This is a genomic window from Bradyrhizobium sp. T-12 (assembly GCF_058314695.1).
Genome location: NZ_CM177756.1, coordinates 3,822,349 through 3,838,841, shown reverse-complemented (window position 1 = coordinate 3,838,841; position 16,493 = coordinate 3,822,349). Strand labels below are relative to the sequence as shown.

General features: G+C 64.0%; 17 protein-coding genes and 1 tRNA gene. 8 read left to right on the top strand and 10 right to left on the bottom strand.

All coding sequences use genetic code 11. The features are described from left to right. Positions 1 to 70 precede the first annotated feature (70 nt). From AC0WRY_RS18000 to AC0WRY_RS17990, 3 genes are read right to left on the bottom strand one after another with little or no spacing between them, the layout of a single operon-like run. Entirely contained in the window at positions 71 to 1,429 is a 1,359-nt protein-coding gene (locus tag AC0WRY_RS18000; protein ID WP_194402163.1) for a TRAP transporter large permease, read from the bottom strand. Then, the gene (locus AC0WRY_RS17995) at positions 1,426 to 1,980 is read right to left on the bottom strand and encodes a TRAP transporter small permease (protein ID WP_491120207.1); all 555 of its coding nucleotides are present in this window, start codon (positions 1,978 to 1,980) and stop codon (positions 1,426 to 1,428) included. The genes AC0WRY_RS18000 and AC0WRY_RS17995 overlap by 4 nt, the downstream gene beginning before the upstream one ends. Then, complete coding sequence (locus tag AC0WRY_RS17990; protein WP_194402161.1) at positions 1,977 to 2,999, bottom strand: TRAP transporter substrate-binding protein; 1,023 nt, start codon at positions 2,997 to 2,999, stop codon at positions 1,977 to 1,979. Before AC0WRY_RS17990 ends, AC0WRY_RS17995 begins: the two co-directional genes overlap by 4 nt. Positions 3,000 to 3,331: 332 nt before the next feature. Here AC0WRY_RS17990 and AC0WRY_RS17985 point away from each other — a divergent pair, with 332 nt between their 5' ends. Beyond that, complete coding sequence (locus AC0WRY_RS17985; protein WP_194402160.1) at positions 3,332 to 3,574, top strand: pentapeptide MXKDX repeat protein; 243 nt, start codon at positions 3,332 to 3,334, stop codon at positions 3,572 to 3,574. Positions 3,575 to 3,647: 73 nt separating this feature from the next. Here the strand turns inward: AC0WRY_RS17985 and AC0WRY_RS17980 are convergent, their stop codons facing one another. From AC0WRY_RS17980 to AC0WRY_RS17970, 3 genes are all read right to left on the bottom strand, one after another. Further along, positions 3,648 to 4,652 carry a hypothetical protein gene (locus AC0WRY_RS17980; protein ID WP_491120204.1) on the bottom strand — a complete coding sequence of 335 codons (1,005 nt, stop codon included), beginning with the start codon at positions 4,650 to 4,652 and terminating at the stop codon, positions 3,648 to 3,650. Between the two features lie 38 nt (positions 4,653 to 4,690). Continuing rightward, complete coding sequence (locus AC0WRY_RS17975) at positions 4,691 to 4,957, bottom strand: hypothetical protein (RefSeq protein WP_194402158.1); 267 nt, start codon at positions 4,955 to 4,957, stop codon at positions 4,691 to 4,693. A 107-nt stretch (positions 4,958 to 5,064) separates the two neighbouring features. Further along, the gene (locus AC0WRY_RS17970) at positions 5,065 to 5,412 is read right to left on the bottom strand and encodes a DUF6481 family protein (RefSeq protein WP_194402157.1); all 348 of its coding nucleotides are present in this window, start codon (positions 5,410 to 5,412) and stop codon (positions 5,065 to 5,067) included. 259 nt (positions 5,413 to 5,671) lie between these two features. Here AC0WRY_RS17970 and AC0WRY_RS17965 point away from each other — a divergent pair, with 259 nt between their 5' ends. The 3 genes from AC0WRY_RS17965 (at position 5,672) to AC0WRY_RS17955 (ending at position 7,181) form a co-directional block, all read left to right on the top strand. After that, positions 5,672 to 5,908 carry a hypothetical protein gene (locus AC0WRY_RS17965; protein WP_194402156.1) on the top strand — a complete coding sequence of 79 codons (237 nt, stop codon included), beginning with the start codon at positions 5,672 to 5,674 and terminating at the stop codon, positions 5,906 to 5,908. Positions 5,909 to 5,994: 86 nt separating this feature from the next. Next, positions 5,995 to 6,213 carry a DUF2273 domain-containing protein gene (locus AC0WRY_RS17960; protein WP_194402155.1) on the top strand — a complete coding sequence of 73 codons (219 nt, stop codon included), beginning with the start codon at positions 5,995 to 5,997 and terminating at the stop codon, positions 6,211 to 6,213. A 197-nt stretch (positions 6,214 to 6,410) separates the two neighbouring features. Continuing rightward, positions 6,411 to 7,181: a hypothetical protein gene (locus tag AC0WRY_RS17955; RefSeq protein WP_194402154.1), complete on the top strand. Its 771-nt coding sequence runs from the start codon at positions 6,411 to 6,413 to the stop codon at positions 7,179 to 7,181. Between the two features lie 387 nt (positions 7,182 to 7,568). On the opposite strand, the gene AC0WRY_RS17950 is transcribed toward AC0WRY_RS17955, so the two are convergent. After that, complete coding sequence (locus AC0WRY_RS17950; protein ID WP_194402153.1) at positions 7,569 to 7,730, bottom strand: hypothetical protein; 162 nt, start codon at positions 7,728 to 7,730, stop codon at positions 7,569 to 7,571. A gap of 258 nt (positions 7,731 to 7,988) precedes the next feature. On the opposite strand from AC0WRY_RS17950, the gene AC0WRY_RS17945 reads away from it, so the two are divergent. Together AC0WRY_RS17945 and AC0WRY_RS17940 are read left to right on the top strand one after the other, a co-directional pair. Next, positions 7,989 to 8,138 carry a hypothetical protein gene (locus AC0WRY_RS17945; protein ID WP_211417115.1) on the top strand — a complete coding sequence of 50 codons (150 nt, stop codon included), beginning with the start codon at positions 7,989 to 7,991 and terminating at the stop codon, positions 8,136 to 8,138. A gap of 277 nt (positions 8,139 to 8,415) precedes the next feature. Then, positions 8,416 to 8,634: a hypothetical protein gene (locus tag AC0WRY_RS17940; protein ID WP_194402152.1), complete on the top strand. Its 219-nt coding sequence runs from the start codon at positions 8,416 to 8,418 to the stop codon at positions 8,632 to 8,634. Positions 8,635 to 8,764: 130 nt separating this feature from the next. Here AC0WRY_RS17940 and AC0WRY_RS17935 read toward each other — a convergent pair whose 3' ends face one another. Continuing rightward, complete coding sequence (locus tag AC0WRY_RS17935; protein WP_028136547.1) at positions 8,765 to 8,992, bottom strand: DUF2171 domain-containing protein; 228 nt, start codon at positions 8,990 to 8,992, stop codon at positions 8,765 to 8,767. A 115-nt stretch (positions 8,993 to 9,107) separates the two neighbouring features. On the opposite strand from AC0WRY_RS17935, the gene AC0WRY_RS17930 reads away from it, so the two are divergent. Continuing rightward, on the top strand, positions 9,108 to 10,391 hold the full coding sequence (locus AC0WRY_RS17930; RefSeq protein WP_194402151.1) for a PLP-dependent aminotransferase family protein: 1,284 nt from the start codon (positions 9,108 to 9,110) through the stop codon (positions 10,389 to 10,391). A gap of 34 nt (positions 10,392 to 10,425) precedes the next feature. Here AC0WRY_RS17930 and AC0WRY_RS17925 read toward each other — a convergent pair whose 3' ends face one another. Next, positions 10,426 to 10,662, bottom strand: coding sequence for a hypothetical protein (locus AC0WRY_RS17925; protein ID WP_246776259.1), 237 nt, complete (start codon positions 10,660 to 10,662; stop codon positions 10,426 to 10,428). Positions 10,663 to 10,802: 140 nt separating this feature from the next. Next, positions 10,803 to 10,879: transfer RNA gene (locus tag AC0WRY_RS17920), tRNA-Arg, on the bottom strand. 399 nt (positions 10,880 to 11,278) lie between these two features. Between AC0WRY_RS17920 and AC0WRY_RS17915 the strand changes: the two genes are divergently transcribed. Beyond that, positions 11,279 to 16,483: an alpha-2-macroglobulin family protein gene (locus tag AC0WRY_RS17915; RefSeq protein WP_491120196.1), complete on the top strand. Its 5,205-nt coding sequence runs from the start codon at positions 11,279 to 11,281 to the stop codon at positions 16,481 to 16,483. The last annotated feature ends 10 nt before the right edge of the window (positions 16,484 to 16,493 follow it).

The following is a 16,493-nucleotide window of genomic DNA, read 5'->3' as shown; positions in this document are numbered from 1 at the left end:
GGGTTACGCCCAGCGACTGCGCTTCGCGCAGCCGCCGGTCTAACCCACCCTACGGCAGTTGTGGTCGCCGCTACCTGCTCCCGTCCGGCCCCATCACCAGATCCGGCAGCCCGGTCGAGATCCCCGGGAAGATGCACAGCAGCAGCACCGCGAGCATCATCAGCAGCACGAAGGGCAGGGTACCCCAGATCACCTCGCGCAAGGGAATGTCCGGCGCGACGTTGCGGATGACGAAGATGTTGAGGCCGACGGGGGGATGGATCAGGCCCATCTCCATTACGATGGTCATGACCACGCCGAACCAGATGATGTCGAAATTGGCGGCGCGTAAGGGGGGCAGGATGATCGGCGCGGTCATCAGGATGATCGAGACCGGCGGCAGGAAGAAGCCGAGTACGACCACCATGACGAGGATCGCGAACAGCAGCTCCCAGCGCGGCAGGTGCATCGCGACGATGGATTCGGCGACCGATTGCGAGATGTGCAGATAGCTCATCACGTAGGAATAGAGCAGCGACATGCCGATGATCATCATCAGCATGGTTGATTCCCGGATCGTCGATTTCATGATGGGCGCAAGGTCGCTCGGCCGCCACACGCTGTAGATCGCCGCGATCAGCGCCAGTGCGAGGAGGCCGCCGAGGCCGGCGGTTTCCGACGGCGTGGCGTAGCCGCCATAGAGCGCGATCATGACGCCGGTGAGCAGCAGCACGAAGGGGATCACGCGCGGCAGCACGCTGAAACGTTCGGCCAGCGTGTATTCGTCGCGGGCGAGGATCGGAGCCTCCGGGCCGCCGTTCTTGTAGATCGCTTCGGCCGCCGCATATTCGCGGCGGAAGCGGTACACCGCATAGAAGCCGAACAGCGAGACCAGCAGCAGGCCGGGGCCGATGCCGGCGAGGAACAGCCGCCCGAGCGACTTTTCGGCGGCAACCGCGAACAGGATCATGGTGATCGAGGGCGGCAGCAGGATGCCGAGCGTACCGCCGGCGGCGATGATGCCGGCCGCAAAGCCGCCGGAATAGCCGCGCTTGCGCATCTCGGGGATGCCGGCCGAGCCGATCGCCGAACAGGTGGCGGGCGAGGAGCCTGCCATCGCCGCGAACAGCGCGCAGGCGAACACGTTGGCAACGCCGAGACCGCCGGGCACACGGTGCAGCCAGGCATGCAGTGCCGAATAGAGATCCTGGCCGGCACGCGACTTGCCGATCGCGGCGCCCTTCAGGATGAAGAGCGGGATCGACAACAGCGTGATCGAAGCCATTTCCTCGTAGACGTTCTGCGTCACCGTATCGAGGGAGGCCGAGGGCATGTAGATGCCCATGAACACGACCGCGACGGCGCCGAGCGCGAACGCGATCGGCATCCCTGAGAACATAACCAGCAGCGTCGCAACGCCGTAGGCAACGCCGATACCGAACACGCTCATGAACGCCTGGCTCCGGTGAAGGGCAGCGCAAGCTGCACGAGGATCTGGATGCAGAGCAGGCTCATGCCGAACGCCATCAGCGAATAGGGGATGGCGAGCGGCGGCGACCACATCGAGTTCGAGACCTGACCGTCGACATAGGCTTCATGGGCCAGTGTCCAGGACTTCCAGGTGAAGAAGGCGCAAAACAGGAAAGTGGCGAGGTCGACCAGCCAGAGCCGGACCTTGTTCGCCAGCGGCGACAACAAGCCGACGAAGGCCTCGATGCCGATATGGCCGCGGTTCTGCTGCACGTACGCCGCCGTCATGAAGGTCGCGCCGACCAGCAGGAACACCGCAGCCTCGTCCTGCCAATAATTGGCGGCTTTGAACAGCGCGCGGCTGAGCACGCTGTAACTCAGGATGGCGCAGGCCGCGACCAATGCGACCGCGGCGAACAAGACGATGATGCTGTTGAGGATGGCAAGACCGCGATCGATTGTCGCCGCAGGGCCGGTCCCTGCGGCAACGGTTGTGCGGACGTCACGATCCGGAAGCGGACCGTGGCTCATGCGGCGACGTCGGTGGCGAGCTTGAGCAGGTTGGCCGCGGTCGTGGTCTTGGCGCTGTAGTCCTTCCAGGCGGTGTCGCGGGCGATGTCGCGCCACTTGCCGACGGTCGCGGCATCGAGCGCCGAGACCTTGGCGCCGGCCTTCTCGTAGACCTTGGCGACCTCGACGTCGTCATCCTGCGCACCCTTGCGGCCGAAGGCTTCGAGCTCGGTGCCGACCGTGAGCAGGATGTCCTGGTGGTTCTTCGGCAGCTTATCGAAGATGGCCTTCGACATCATCAGCGGCTCGAGCATGAACCAGTAGGAGGCACCGGCCCCTGACGTCAGCGACTTCGCGACCTCTTCGAGGCGGAACGAGATCAGGCTGGTCGAGGAGGTGATCCCGGCATCGCAGGCGCCGGTCTGCATCGCCGCGTAGATTTCGTTCGAAGGCACCGACAGCACCGAGGCGCCGGCAGTCTGGAGCACCATGTCCATTTCGCGCGAGCCGCCGCGCACCTTCAGGCCCTTGGCGTCTTCCGGTGCGACGATCGGCTTGGAGCGGCTGGCGACGCCGCCGGCTTGCCAGACCCAGGTGAGCAGGATGATGCCCTTGTCGGCGAGGAAGTCGGTCAGCGCCTTGCCGACCGGCTCCTTTTTCCAGCGCATGCCCTGGTCGTAGGTGGTGACGAGGCCGGGCATCAGGCCGATATTGGTTTCCGGCAATTCGCCGCCGGCGTAGGGCATCGGATAGAGCGAGATGTCGAGCGCACCCTTGCGCATCGCCGAGAACTGCGCATTGGTCTTGATCAGCGAGGAGTTCGGATAGATCTCGGCCGCGATGTCGCCATTGCTGCGCTTGGCGACTTCAGCGGCGAACATGCGGCAGAGGCGGTCGCGGAAGTCCCCCTTGTCGATGGTGCCGCCCGGGAACTGGTGCGAGATCTTCAGCGTGGTTGCGGCCTGCGCGGTCCCGGTGCCGAGGCGGATAATGGCCGGTGCGGCGACGGCGGTCGCGATCAGATGGCGGCGCGTGATCATGGTGTGATCCCCTTGAACGTTTCTTTGAACGATTCTTGTTGGCGTGATTGGGCGGGTCATGTGTGACCGGTGCGTAGGCCCATCCTAGCCGGTCTTTCACCCGATATTCTCTCATCTGATAGTTCGAGACCGAATGCCGCGGCAAGTGTCGGCTGTGCTGCGCTGCACACTTCCGGTCCCCGCGACAGGCTCCGGGCTCCTTCGAACGGCGGATCGCAGACCGGCTCGCTAAAATTTAGCGACGGCGGCGTAACAACGCAGACGGTCCATCCGTCGAGATTGATTAGCGGCGTCCGTCGCTGACCAACACCATCTCGAAGGGAAGATAATCCATGACCATTCGCACCCGCATCGTGCTCGGCGTCTCGGCTGCCGCTCTCTCGCTTGGCCTTGCGCTGTCGCCGGCCGCTTTCGCCCAGGACAAGATGGGCAAGGATGACGGCATGATGAAAAAGGACACGATGTCCAAGGACGGCATGATGAAGAAGGACACCATGTCCAAGGACGACGGCATGAAGAAGGATCACATGTCGAAGGACGGCATGAAGAAGGACGATGGGATGATGAAGAAGTGAAGCATCGTCGCGCTTTCGGCCGCCGTGTTACGGCGGCCGAAAAACCTTAATCATAAACTGAGTCTGTCCTGTCTCAGCCGGCGGGCGGAGGGCTCCGCTTGTCGCCGGGCGCATCGGATTGCGGCTCGGTCCCCTCCGGTTCCGCGTCATCCTCGGTATGAACCACGATGGGTTCGCCCGACGGCGGAGCGCTCTTCGCCTCCTCCACGGACGCGCCTGCGCCCGTAAGTCCGCCACGTGGCGGTTGAGGGGCAACGGGCCCAGCCGCTGTGCCCGCCCTAGCTGGGCGCGCCGTTGCTTCATCTGTCGCACCTGCGCTTGCGGCTTCGGCACCGGTCGACCCGGTGCCGGTCCAGGATCGCGTCACTTCAGTGAGAAGCTCGTTGAAGCGACGACCGTCTGGTTTCGGAGCCTCGGCATCCCTGGGGTAGCTGATGAAGTTCGCCAGTTGCTTGGTCGCCGTCCTGACGACGTTGACCCCCACGATGTTCATGAGGGCGAGGCCCAACAGCAGCGATTTGACGTGTGGGTCAATCGAGGGATTTTGCTGGATTTCCTTGACCTGATCCGAAAATTCCTTCTGAGCGTCCTTGCTGAGATTTTGCATGAGCGCAAAGCAGAATGGCGGCAGCGTGGTGATGGCCTTCTCGAACGAGACATTCGCCATGGCCTCGCTGACCTCCTGGGCGCGGGCCTTTCCGCGCCGGCGGTCCACGCCGCGATCCGCTGCGAGAAGCAAAACATCGAGCAGAGCGGCCGGGCCGACGGCGACCTCAGTATCGTTCAGTCGGATCTTGAAGATTGATGATCGCAGAAATGTCATGGAGCCGATGCCGGCCAACAGCACTTCGTAGATCGAGCGGTTGAGCTGGTCGGTCTCGGTGATGAGGCTCTTTCCCACCGTTCGCAGCAGGTAAAGTCCGATAACGGCGGCGATGACGTTGACCGCAACATAGATCACGGCTCCCACCGAAATAAGAGCACGCGCAGGTTCGTCGCGATAACGCCCGACCAGTTCGATTGCGCCAGCTGCTGCGCCTACACAGAGAACCAAAATCAATACAATTGTGTCGCTCATCCTCAGCCCCCTTCCGGTTGAGATGCGACTTCGAACAATTATTTTGTAAGCGGTATCACCATCGTCTCGTCGGCTTGCTTCTCGAGTCGAACGTAGCCGAGCTCCTCGGCCTTCATGAGCGCGGAGACGACTTCCTGCGGATTTCCGTCCAGGTGCTTTACGAGAATGCTGATCGGCAGCGCACCCTTGTGGGTGGTCAGATCAAGGATGCGCTCCATCAGCGTCGAGCCCCGTATTTCGTTCAAATACGTGCCGAACACATCGATACTTCCGACCTTGTCGGCGCCCCACGAATTAGAGCCCATGCAAGTCTACCTCGCGTCCGATTCCGATCGGCTGCCGCAATATAGTATAGCACCGACGCAGGCGTGGCGCGAGGGTGGTTTTACCCTCTGCGCTCATCCCATTGTGGTTACTTGCGCTTGGCCTTGCGGGCTGCGTAACGTGCGTCGCGCTTGGCCTTCTGCTCGGCTTCGAGAGCCGCGGCCTTCTCGGCAGCTTCCTCGGCCTCGCGGGCGATCCGCGCGGCTTCGGCGGCCTTTGCCTCTTCCTCCTGGCGCTTCTGCTCGGCCTTTTCAGCCTCGCGCGCGGCCTTTGCCTCGGCACGCTTGGCCGCGAGGGCCTCGCGTTCGGCACGCTTCGCCGCAACCGCGGGATCATCAGGCCCCGGTTGGGATTTGAATTTGTTCAAAAGATTTTTGCGGGCTTCCTGCGCCGCCTTTTGCCGGTCTGTGAAGCCGGGTTCCCTGAATCCACTCATCGACGAGCCTTGTCTTCCTCGCTTTCGATCCTACATCAGTGCCTGTTGGTACGTCGGCTGGGCATAGCAGGCGCCGCGCGACACAGAAGCGTGTACATCGCTGCGCGTCGCGAAGCCACCCATAATCGCAGCCGATCAGGTCAACGAAATCGCCATCCCCGACGATCTCTCGTAGCCCGGAAAAACTGCCGAATTGTGATGTCCCTCATAAGGGGACACGAGGGCGACGCCTAGCGTCCGCCCGATACGGAGCACGGGTATGACGATCTCAAGATTAACCCTCCGGGCATTCGCAATTGCCTTCGCCCTGGTCGCCGTGGCCGGTGCGATGCTGCTGCTCGCGCGTCCGCAGCCTATCGAGAGCGCCGTCCTGGGGGCCGGCTGGGAGTGCACCCAGACCGCGTTCGTGCTCACGACCTGCGCACCGCGAGGCGAGCAGGCGACCCCGGCGGTCGAAACCTCCCGCAAGGATGCGATCCGGGCGACCCGGGGCTGACCCCGAGCTGGACTGAAGCGATCGATCGGTATGTGACGGGACGTCGCAGAGGTGATAAGCCGGCGTGCCCGCGCGATCAGGTAGCCATGCCCACGTCCAAGCCCGAACCGGGCGAGAAGCCGAAATTCCGCCCGAAGCCTCCATCCGGCGACAACCGCCGCGGCGCCATCGCCGGTCTGATCATTGCGATCGTGATCCTCGGAATCGGCTGGTGGCTTGTCCGAGACCTTACCGCGGCCAGCAAGATGCAGGACTGCCTGATGTCCGGGCGCCGCAACTGCAACGTGATCGAGCCGGCCCGCTAGAAGCGCTTCAGCGTGATGTTTTGCAGCCCGGCGGGGCCAAAAATTGCCGTGATCTTAATCATTTGTAACGGGACTTCGCTGATCAAAGCAGGTCAGCTATGTCAGCCGGCATCAAGCCCGGCGCGATCCGAATCGTCTATCGCGCCAGGCACCACGGCAATTGCGAGAGCAATCGAAAGAGCAGGGGGCAAGCACGCATGAGTGCGTCCAACCACATGAAGATCATCATTCCCTTGGTTTCGGCCATGTCGTTGCTCGCGCTGCCGGCGCAGGCCCAGGACGCGAGGCCCTCGAGGGAAATCGGTCAGCCTCCGGCAGGCCCGAGCGCAGGGGCGCCGTCTCCGAACAATCAGAATATGCGCAGGAGCCCGCCGCAGCAGGCTGCCCGGCCCGCGCCGCAGCCGGAAAGCCGGCCTCAATCCAGTCCCGGTCCGCATAATGCGGGCGGCCCGCCGCCCGGACGTAACTACGCCAGGGGCCCCGCGCCGACCCGCGACTGGGGCGGACATGCCTATCGCGGCAACCGCGCCTGGGATGGCGGGCGCTGGCGCCACGAGGTTCACAACGGCCGCTCCGGCTGGTGGTGGGACGTTGGTGGCGTGTGGTATTATTATCCGCAGCGCATGTCTGGCCCGCCAGCCTACATCTCGGAGGAGTACTACGACGACGTGCCGGTGGCCTATGCTCCGCCGCCGCCTGCGGTCACCTATGCACCGCCACCCCCGCCGCCACCGGCGGATCCCGGCGCGAGCGCGCTTGGCGGCGCCATCGTCGGCGGTGTGCTGGGCGGACTGATCTCGGGCAATGCAACAGGGGCTGCAGCCGGCGCGGTTCTCGGTGGCGCTACCGGCGCGATCACGGGCGCCGCGGCCGCATCGCAGCCCGGCTACTACTGGGCACAGGGCAATTGCTACTACCGTTACCCGGACGGACAGTACGTGCCGGCCGATCCGCGGGCCTGTCGGTAAGGCACGGGTCGTATCCTGATTTGCGAGAGGCGGGCAAAGCCCGCCTCTTTTATTTTGGCATGATCAGGCCGTTGTCTGGATGTGTGTGTCGGCGCGACGTTCGGCGGCGCACAATAACTGCCTCAAAATAGCACTGGCTCCGTTCGACGCTTCACGCGATTCTCAAAAGAAAAAGAAACGGCGGGAATCGATTCGCGGGGACGTGGGACATGCTGGATGCAATTCAGATCAGCCTGGCGCTTTGGGCTATGATCGTGTGTGGCGGGGTCAAGCTAGGGCAGGTGCTGCACTGCCTGTTCTAGATCGCGATCTCGGCCGCGATCCCTCTCATGAAAGAGGCCTGCTCGTGAAAGAGCCTTGTTCGTGAAAACGACGTGTCGCCTCGCGTCAGGACACGAGCCAGTTGAAGAACGCGATCAGGCCCCAGACCAGGCCGGAGATCCAGGCCAGCATCACGATGCCGATGGTCCCGAGATAGGCGAGGCCGAGCAGGTCGCCCCTTTGTCGCGGCGTCGGAACGTTGGCTGAGGTTGCTGCTTCTTGTGCCATGACGGAAAACACCATTGATGCCTTCGCGCTCTCCTGGAAGCGTCGACACATTGTTTAGCCGAACTGCCACGCCAAGACTGTGACACCGTTCACAGATCATCGGAATGAAGCCCAGCTCACGGCTTCGTAATCAGCGCAAGCATTTCACGAGGTGAGGGGGCCCGGGCACTCGCCCGTCCGGAAGACGGGACGTTACCCCGCAATCATACGGACGAAATTGCCATGCGCTTGTCCAGATGGCCGGCTAGGCTCGGCCTCATGTGTACCAAGTACGACCCACAGCAGGAGGCCGAGGCCGCGATGAAGCGGGCGGCGGCATCGGAAGGTGCCGACCGGCAACGCCTGATCCAGCTCGCTTTGGCCTGGCACGAGCTCGCGCGCGAGCGGCGCGAGGAGCGGGCGGACTGAAGGATTCTCGAATTTGGCGGTGAAGGAGCGGCCGGTCACTTCTTGATCCGCATGAGAAAGCCCCGTGCTCGGGGGGACAAGCACGGGGCCCTTCAAAGCCGATCGGGGCTGGCAGATCGGCACCACCTGATTTCATGCCGTCAACGCGCTCGTCCTGATCTCGTTCCGCGCGACTTTTACATTTTATTCGACCGAGGTTCGATGCGCGTGGCGCTGCATGGCCTGCTTGGCTTCCGTTCGAATAGGAACGTCCCTTCCTTGTGGACGTTGGCCGGCTATGACCGACCTCGAGTTACGCGCTCAGTCTTTCGAGATTGCCTGGAAATATCTCGACCGATCCGGCCTGCTCACGGGTGAGCACCGGGAGGCAGCCCAATTCATCCTGAACAGGATCGACCGCATGATGCTGCGAGGAGAGCGGCGCAGGCTGCTGCTGTCGAATGCCGCGATCGACGCGTACCGCTTGCGGCCGCAGCTCGTGACGCTGGATGCTTGAACAAGTTGGTTGAATGAAACGCGGCATTAAGACATGCGTCGCGCTGGTTTTTCCGGTTGCGATTCGTGCTTTGGGAACGAAGCGGAGTCGGATCGTGAACAAACAAAAAGCCCCCGAAGGGGCTTAAGTCTCAGGCGGCTTCCGACTTCGGGACTGCGTCGGCATTCACTGAAAGCTTGACGACATCGCCTTCGACGGCACCGACATATTTCGTGTCAATATAGTGGTGATGGTCCTTGTGACCTTCCGGGCTGTCCTTCCGCGTCAGCTTGATCCGGTTGCCCTCAACGCGGTCGACGGTGCCGACATGAGCGCCGTCCTTGCCGATGATTTTCATGTGCTCTCTGATGTCAGCCATGTGTTTCTCCTTAGCTTAGGTCTGAACTGCGGACGTCGGCGTTCGTTGCAGCGCGCGCGTTGGACCCGTGAGGCTTTCCGCACGTTGAAATGCGATCGGATCAATCAAGACGCGCATAGAGACCATTCAGGCCTATCTCGAACGGAAGCATGAGGAACTCAGGCTGTTGAACGGCTGCCTGAGACATCGGCTCGATTTGGCGCGTCCGCGATCGGTCGACGATGTCGTCACGTCCAAATTCCAGCTTACGGCGGCGCTGAGGGCGGAGCACGAGTTGCACGAATGGAAAGCGACGGAGACGGCCTGGTCGCATACGGCCGCTCCCGCGAGCGGGCCATTCGAGTTCAGCTACGATTATCAGCGGGCCGATCTGACGGTACGCGGTCCGTCATTCTATGAGCTCGACAGCGGCTCTGCGAGCACGGCGATCTATACTGCCTCGGGCATGGCCGCGATCTCCGCCGTGCTGCTGGCCTCCGCGCAAATCGTCGCGAAGGCCGATATCCTGGTGCTTCCGGGCTCGTACGGTGAAACGCAGGAACTGATCCGGGGCCTTGTTCCTCATTTGCGACTCCGGGCTTTGGATCTGCCGCTACGCGATGCGCTTGCTCCGGCGGATTCGCCGCGGATTCTTCTCTTGGACTCCTGCTCCGTCGCTGGCGCGCTTGAAGCGGTGCTACGCTGTGACGGCTCCGGCCTCGATCTTCTGATCTTTGATACGACCTGCTTCGCCGGCCGGTCGGGCCGGATCCGGCGCGTCCTGAGCTGGGCCCGGCGATCCGGAATTCCGCTGGTGCTGGTGCGAAGCCACAACAAGCTCGATTCGCTCGGGGCGGAATATGGCCGGCTCGGCTCGGCGGTCTTCGTGCAGAACAATGAGCATGAGCCGCGAACGAAATTCCCCTGGTCCCGTCTTTCGGCCGAAACGCGCAACGCGGTGCGTCTGCTCGGCTGTGCGGCGTTGCCGGCGCACTTTCCGCCCTTTGTGGGCAGCGCGGCTTATCTGGCCCTCACGAAGCGGCGCGTGGCCGCGATCTTGCGCAACGGCCGACACATGGCCCGCCATTTTGCTGCGAAGCTCCCGGCGCTCGCGGCCGAACTCCATTTCGCCCACGGTCTCTATGTCACCCTCCGGGGAAGCCGCCCCCTCGATGAGCCGAGCGCGCGGCAGGCCGCCGAGGACATGAGCAACGATCTTCGCGCAGAAGGCTTCCCGATCCGCCATGCCGGCAGCTTCGGCTTCGACTTCGCCGCGACCGAGTGGTTTCACGACGCGACCACGGACCGCTACAGCGTTCGGGTGGCAGTCTCGGATTTGCCGACGGAATTGTGGGGCGATCTTACCGCGGCCATTGCGCGGTGGTGGCAGGCTCGTCAGTCGACGGGTGATGCAGGATGAATTTCGCCGATAGCCCCGTGCAGGGGCGCTTCGATCAGTCGATCGCCAGGCAATGCTCCACGGCCGGCTTTTCGGGGCTATCGTAGCTTGCGCGGCTGGGTCGTGCCCACTCCTGAACGGCGAAGGCCAGGTGATGCTGGCCCATCGCAGCGCCAACGATCGATGCCTGAGCCACCTTGATGGGCCTTGTGACCACGCTGGTATTCACGACGCCTGCGTCGATTGCCAGATACGACATCGCGACGATCGCCACCGCCGATGCGATCGCCATTCTCGTCCATTCCGTTGGAAGCATCGGAGTCCTTAACCGGGCGCAACTCGCCCGGCGCATACATAGGCCTGATCGGCGACGTTCAAAGGCCCGCGTATGGTTACCCACGCGTTCGTGAAGGCGGTTGATCGATGATGGACTGGCGATCCCGGCAGGATTCGAACCTGCAACCCTCAGAGTAGAAATCTGATGCTCTATCCAGTTGAGCTACGGGACCGTCTTGAGCCGCCCAGGCGGGGGGCTGCTCATCTACCATGCCATTATGAAAAATATCATCCTTCGCCAAGCCTGAACCGAACCGTTTTCCTCAATGGCGCGACAAAGCGAGACGGTGGCATGTCAGGGTGCCGGGTTGAGCGGCAGCGGACTGGACGATGGATCACATCGCCGGGAACGCTGGCCAGCTTCCGGGATGTGGCCGCCGGACGACGGGTCAGGTATTGCTGCGCCATCAGGACGGCGTGCACAGCATTATCTCGATCGGTCTCCTCTGGGCTTGCCTTTTCATGGCGAATGCGACGATTTGCACCTTTGGTTCCATCGCCTTGAGTCCGTCACCTTTCCGCGCATTTCATGCTGCCTGCGGGCGGCTGTCCGCGATTTCCGGGAGTCCATCATGATCGGTCTTGTTCGCGCCGTCACATTCTGCGCCACGCTGGCGCTCGGCCTTTGCGCGGCGCAAGCCGCAGACAAGGCGTTCAAGCGCGACGACCTCGCCGATTCCGCGATCAAGCTGGAGGCCCAGATCAAGAGCGAGGCGGGGCCGATCGCCAAGACCAATGCGACGCTGAAGACGGACGCCGACGCCGCTTTCCGGCGCAATGATTATCGCACGGGGCTATCGGTGCTCGGCCAGATCGCGGCCACCACGCCGGAAGACACCGGCAACTGGCTGCGGCTCGCCAAGGTGATCTTCCAGATCTCGCCGAAGAGCTCGAGCGAGCAGACCTTCCTGCTGGAGCGCGCCTCGACCGCGGCCTATATCGCCTACCAGCGCGCCGGCAATCCGGGCGAGGAGGCCGACGCGCTCGCCGTGCTCGGCAAGGCGATGGCCGAACGCAAGCTGTGGCGGCCGGCGCTGGATGCGCTGCGGTTGTCGCTCGACATGCGCGAGGTCGCCGACGTCCGCGGCCAATACGAGAAGATGCGCGACGAGCACGGCTTCCGGCTGCTCGACTACACCGTGGACTCGGATTCGGCGAGCCCGCGCGCCTGCTTCCAGTTCTCCGAGGAATTGGCCAAGCGCACCGACTTCGCGCCGTTCCTGGCGCTGGCGGGCCAGGACAAGCCGGCGCTGTCGGCCGAGGGAAAGCAGCTCTGCGTCGACGGGCTGAAGCATGGCGAGCGCTACAACATCAATTTGCGCGCCGGTCTGCCGTCCACGGTGAAGGAAGGCCTGCCGAAATCGGCCGAGTTCAATATCTATGTGCGCGACCGTAAGCCTTTCGTGCGTTTCACCAGCCGGGCCTATGTGCTGCCGCGAACAGGCCAGCGCGGCATTCCCGTGGTCAGCGTCAACACGCCCGCGGTCAACATCAACGTGTTCCGTATCGGTGACCGCAACCTGATCAACACGGTGGTCGACAGCGACTTCCAGAAGACGCTGTCCAAGTATCAGCTCAGCGATCTCGGCGACGAGCGCGGCGTGAAGGTCTGGACCGGTGAGCTTGCGACGGCGATGACGCTGAACCAGGACGTCACCACGGCGTTCCCGGTCGACCAGGCGCTCGGCGAGCTCCAGCCCGGCGTCTACGTGATGACGGCGGCCGCCAAGGGCCCGGGCTCGGACGACGAATACCAGCTCGCAACGCAATGGTTCATCGTCTCCGATCTCGGCGTGTCCGCCTATTCCGGCAACGACGGTATCCACGTGTTCGTCAACTCGCTGGCTTCGACCGATCCGGTCGGGAAGGCCGAGGTGCGACTGATTGCCCGCAACAACGAGATCCTGGCGACCCGCAAGACCGACGACAGCGGCCACGTCCTGTTCGAGGCCGGCCTTGCGCGCGGCGAGGGCGGTCTGTCGCCGGCGATGCTGACCGTCACCGGCGAGAAGGCCGATTATGCCTTCCTCAGCCTGAAGTCCTCCGCCTTCGACCTGTCCGACCGCGGCGTCTCCGGCCGCGTGGTGCCGGCCGGGGCCGATGCCTTCGTCTATGCCGAGCGCGGCGTCTACCGTTCCAGCGAAACCGTCTATCTTACCGCGCTGCTCCGCGACGGGCAGGGCAATGCCGTGACCGGCGGGCCGATGACGCTGGTGATCGAACGCCCCGACGGCGTCGAATTCCGCCGGGCCGTGCTGGCCGACCAGGGCGCTGGCGGCCGGACGCTGGCCGTGCCGCTCAATTCGGCCGTGCCGACCGGGACCTGGCGGGCACGCGCGTTCACCGATCCGAAGGGCTCTTCGGTCGGCGAGACCACCTTCATGGTCGAGGATTACGTTCCTGATCGGATCGAATTCGACTTGTCTGCCAAGGACAAGCTGATCAAAGCTAACACTCCTGTGGAGCTTAAGGCGGACGGCCATTTCCTCTATGGCGCGCCGGCCTCGGGCCTCGCGCTCGAAGGCGATATGCTGATCGCGCCTGCGTCCGAGCGTCCCGGCTTTGCCGGCTACCAGTTCGGCGTCGCCGACGAGGAGACCAATTCGAACGAGCGCACGCCGCTGGAGAACCTGCCGGAAGCTGACGCCAATGGCGTTGCGACCTTCCCGGTGACGCTGGACAAGCAGCCGGCCTCGACCCGCCCGCAAGAGGCCCAGATCTTCGTGCGGATGGTGGAGACTGGCGGCCGCGCCGTCGAACGCAAGATCGTGCTGCCGGTTGCGCCCAGCGTGGCGCAGATCGGCATCAAGCCACTGTTCGGCGACAAGAACGTCGCCGAGGGCGACAAGGCCGAGTTCGACGTCGTGTTCGTCTCGCCCGAGGGTGAGCGGCTGCGCCGCGACGGCCTGCGTTACGAGCTCCTGAAGATGGAGTCGCGCTACCAATGGTATCGCCAGAACAATTACTGGGAGTACGAGCCGGTCAAGTCGACCTCGCGCGTCGCTGACGGTGACGTCGCCGTTGCCGCCGACAAGCCGGCGCGCATCTCGCTCAGCCCGCAACCCGGCCGCTACCGGCTCGACGTGAAGTCGAACGATGCCGATGGCCCTGTCACCTCGGTGCAGTTCGATGTCGGCTGGTATTCCGACGGCAGCGCCGACACGCCGGACCTCTTGGAGACCTCGATCGACAAGCCGCAATACGCCTCCGGTGACACCATGACGGTGTCGGTCAATGTCCGCAGCGCCGGTAAGCTGACCATCAACGTGCTCGGCGACCGCCTGCTCACGACGCAGACCATTGACGTCAAGGAAGGCACCGCACAGGTGAAGTTGCCGGTCGGCAAGGACTGGGGCACCGGCGCTTACGTGGTGGCGACGTTGCGTCGTCCGCTGGATGCCGCCGCCCAGCGCATGCCGGGCCGAGCGATCGGGCTGAAATGGTTCGGCATCGACAAGCAGGCCCGCACGTTGCAGGTGAAGCTGTCGCCGCCGGCGCTGATCCGGCCGAATTCGGCACTGAAGATTCCGGTCAAGCTCGACGGGCTCAATCCGGGCGAGGACGCCAAGATCGTGATCGCCGCGGTCGATGTCGGCATCCTCAACCTCACCAATTACAAGCCGCCGGCGCCGGATGATTACTATCTTGGCCAGCGCCGCCTGAGCGCCGAGATCCGCGATCTCTATGGGCAATTGATCGACGGCATGTCCGGCACGCGTGGTCAGATCAAGTCCGGCGGCGATGCCGGTGCAGGCGAATTGCAGGGCTCGCCGCCCACGCAAAAGCCGCTCGCGCTCTATTCGGGCATCGTGACCGTCGCCGCTGACGGTACCGCGGAAGTCAGCTTCGACATTCCGGAGTTCGCGGGTACCGCGCGCGTGATGGCGGTGGCGTGGACAGCCACCAAGCTCGGCCGCGCCAACACCGATGTGGTGATCCGCGACCCCGTCGTGCTGACCACGACCCTGCCGCGCTTCCTGCTCAACGGCGACCACGGCACGGTCAATCTCGAGATCGACAATGTCGAGGGCCAGGCCGGCGACTACGTCATCAACGTGAAGACGGGCGGGCCGGTAAAGATGTCAGGCAATCCCGCAACCACGGTGAAGCTCGCCGCCAAGCAGCGCAATTCGTTCTCGCTCGCGGTCGACGCGACCGCGGCCGGGCAGGCGACGCTCGACGTCGACATCAAGGGGCCGAGCGGCCTGACGCTGGCGCGCCATTATGCGTTCGACGTCAAGGCGGCGACGCAGGTGCTGGCGCGGCGTTCGATCCGGACGCTCGCAAAGGGCGAGAGCCTGACGCTGACCTCGGACATGTTCTCCGACCTCGTGCCGGGCACCGGCAGCGTCTCGGTCTCGGCGAGCCTGTCCATCGCGCTCGATGCGGCGACGATCTTGAAGGCGCTCGACCGCTATCCCTATGGCTGCTCGGAGCAGATCACGAGCCGCGCCATGCCGTTGCTCTATGTCAACGACTTGGCTGCCGGCGCGCATCTCGCGATGGACACCGAGGTCGACCAGCGCATCCGCGACGCGATCGAGCGGCTCCTGGCCCGTCAGGGCTCCAATGGCTCGTTCGGCCTGTGGTCGGCGGGCGGCGACGATGCCTGGCTCGATGCGTACGTGACGGATTTCCTGACCCGTGCCCGCGAGAAGGGCTTTACGGTGCCGGACGTGCTGTTCAAGAACGCGCTGGACCGTGTCAGAAACTCCGTGGTCAACGGCAACGAGCCGGAGAAGGACGGCGGGCGCGATCTCGCTTACGGCCTCTACGTGCTCGCCCGCAACGGTGCGGCGCCGATCGGCGACCTCCGCTATCTCGCCGACACCAAGCTGAACAATCTCGCGACGCCGATCGCGAAGTCGCAGCTTGCAGCGGCGCTCGCTCTGGTCGGCGACCGCAACCGCGCCGAACGGGTCTATGGTGCCGCGCTCGACAGCCTCGCGCCAAAGCCGGTGCTGGAGTTCGGCCGCACCGACTATGGCTCGCAGCTGCGCGACGCCGCGGCCCTGGTGTCGCTTGCGAGCGAAGGCAACGCGCCGAAGGCGACGCTGACGCAGGCTGTGTCGCGGGTCGAGACCGCGCGCGGGCTGACGCCCTACACCTCCACGCAGGAGAATGCGTGGCTGGTGCTGGCGGCGCGCGCTCTCGCCAAGGAGAACCTGTCCATGGAAGTCGACGGCCAGCCGGTCAAGACTGCGCTCTATCGCAGCTACAAGGCGGATACGCTGAGCGGCAAGCCGCTCAAGATCACCAACACCGGCGATGCGCCGGTGCAGGCGGTCGTCTCGGTGTCGGGCTCGCCGGTGACGCCGGAGCCGGCGGCCTCGAACGGCTTCAAGATCGAGCGCAATTACTTCACGCTTGACGGCAAGCCCGCCGATATCAGCAAGGTGAAGCAGAACCAGCGCTTCGCGGTGGTGCTCAAGATCACCGAGGCGAAGCCCGAGTACGGCCACATCATGGTGTCCGACTATCTGCCGGCCGGCCTCGAGATCGACAACCCGAAGCTGGTCTCGTCGGGCGACAGCGGCACGCTGGACTGGATCGAGGACGGCGAGGAGCCTGAAAACACCGAGTTCCGCGACGACCGCTTCACCGCCGCCGTGGACCGTGCCTCGGATTCCAAGGCGGTGTTCACCGTGGCCTATGTCGTGCGCGTGGTCTCGCCCGGCAAATACGTGCTGCCGCAGGCCTATGTCGAGGACATGTACAACCCCTCGCGCTATGGCCGGACGGGCACGGGCAGTGTCGAGGTGCGGGCGGCGAAGTGAGTGGTGGTTG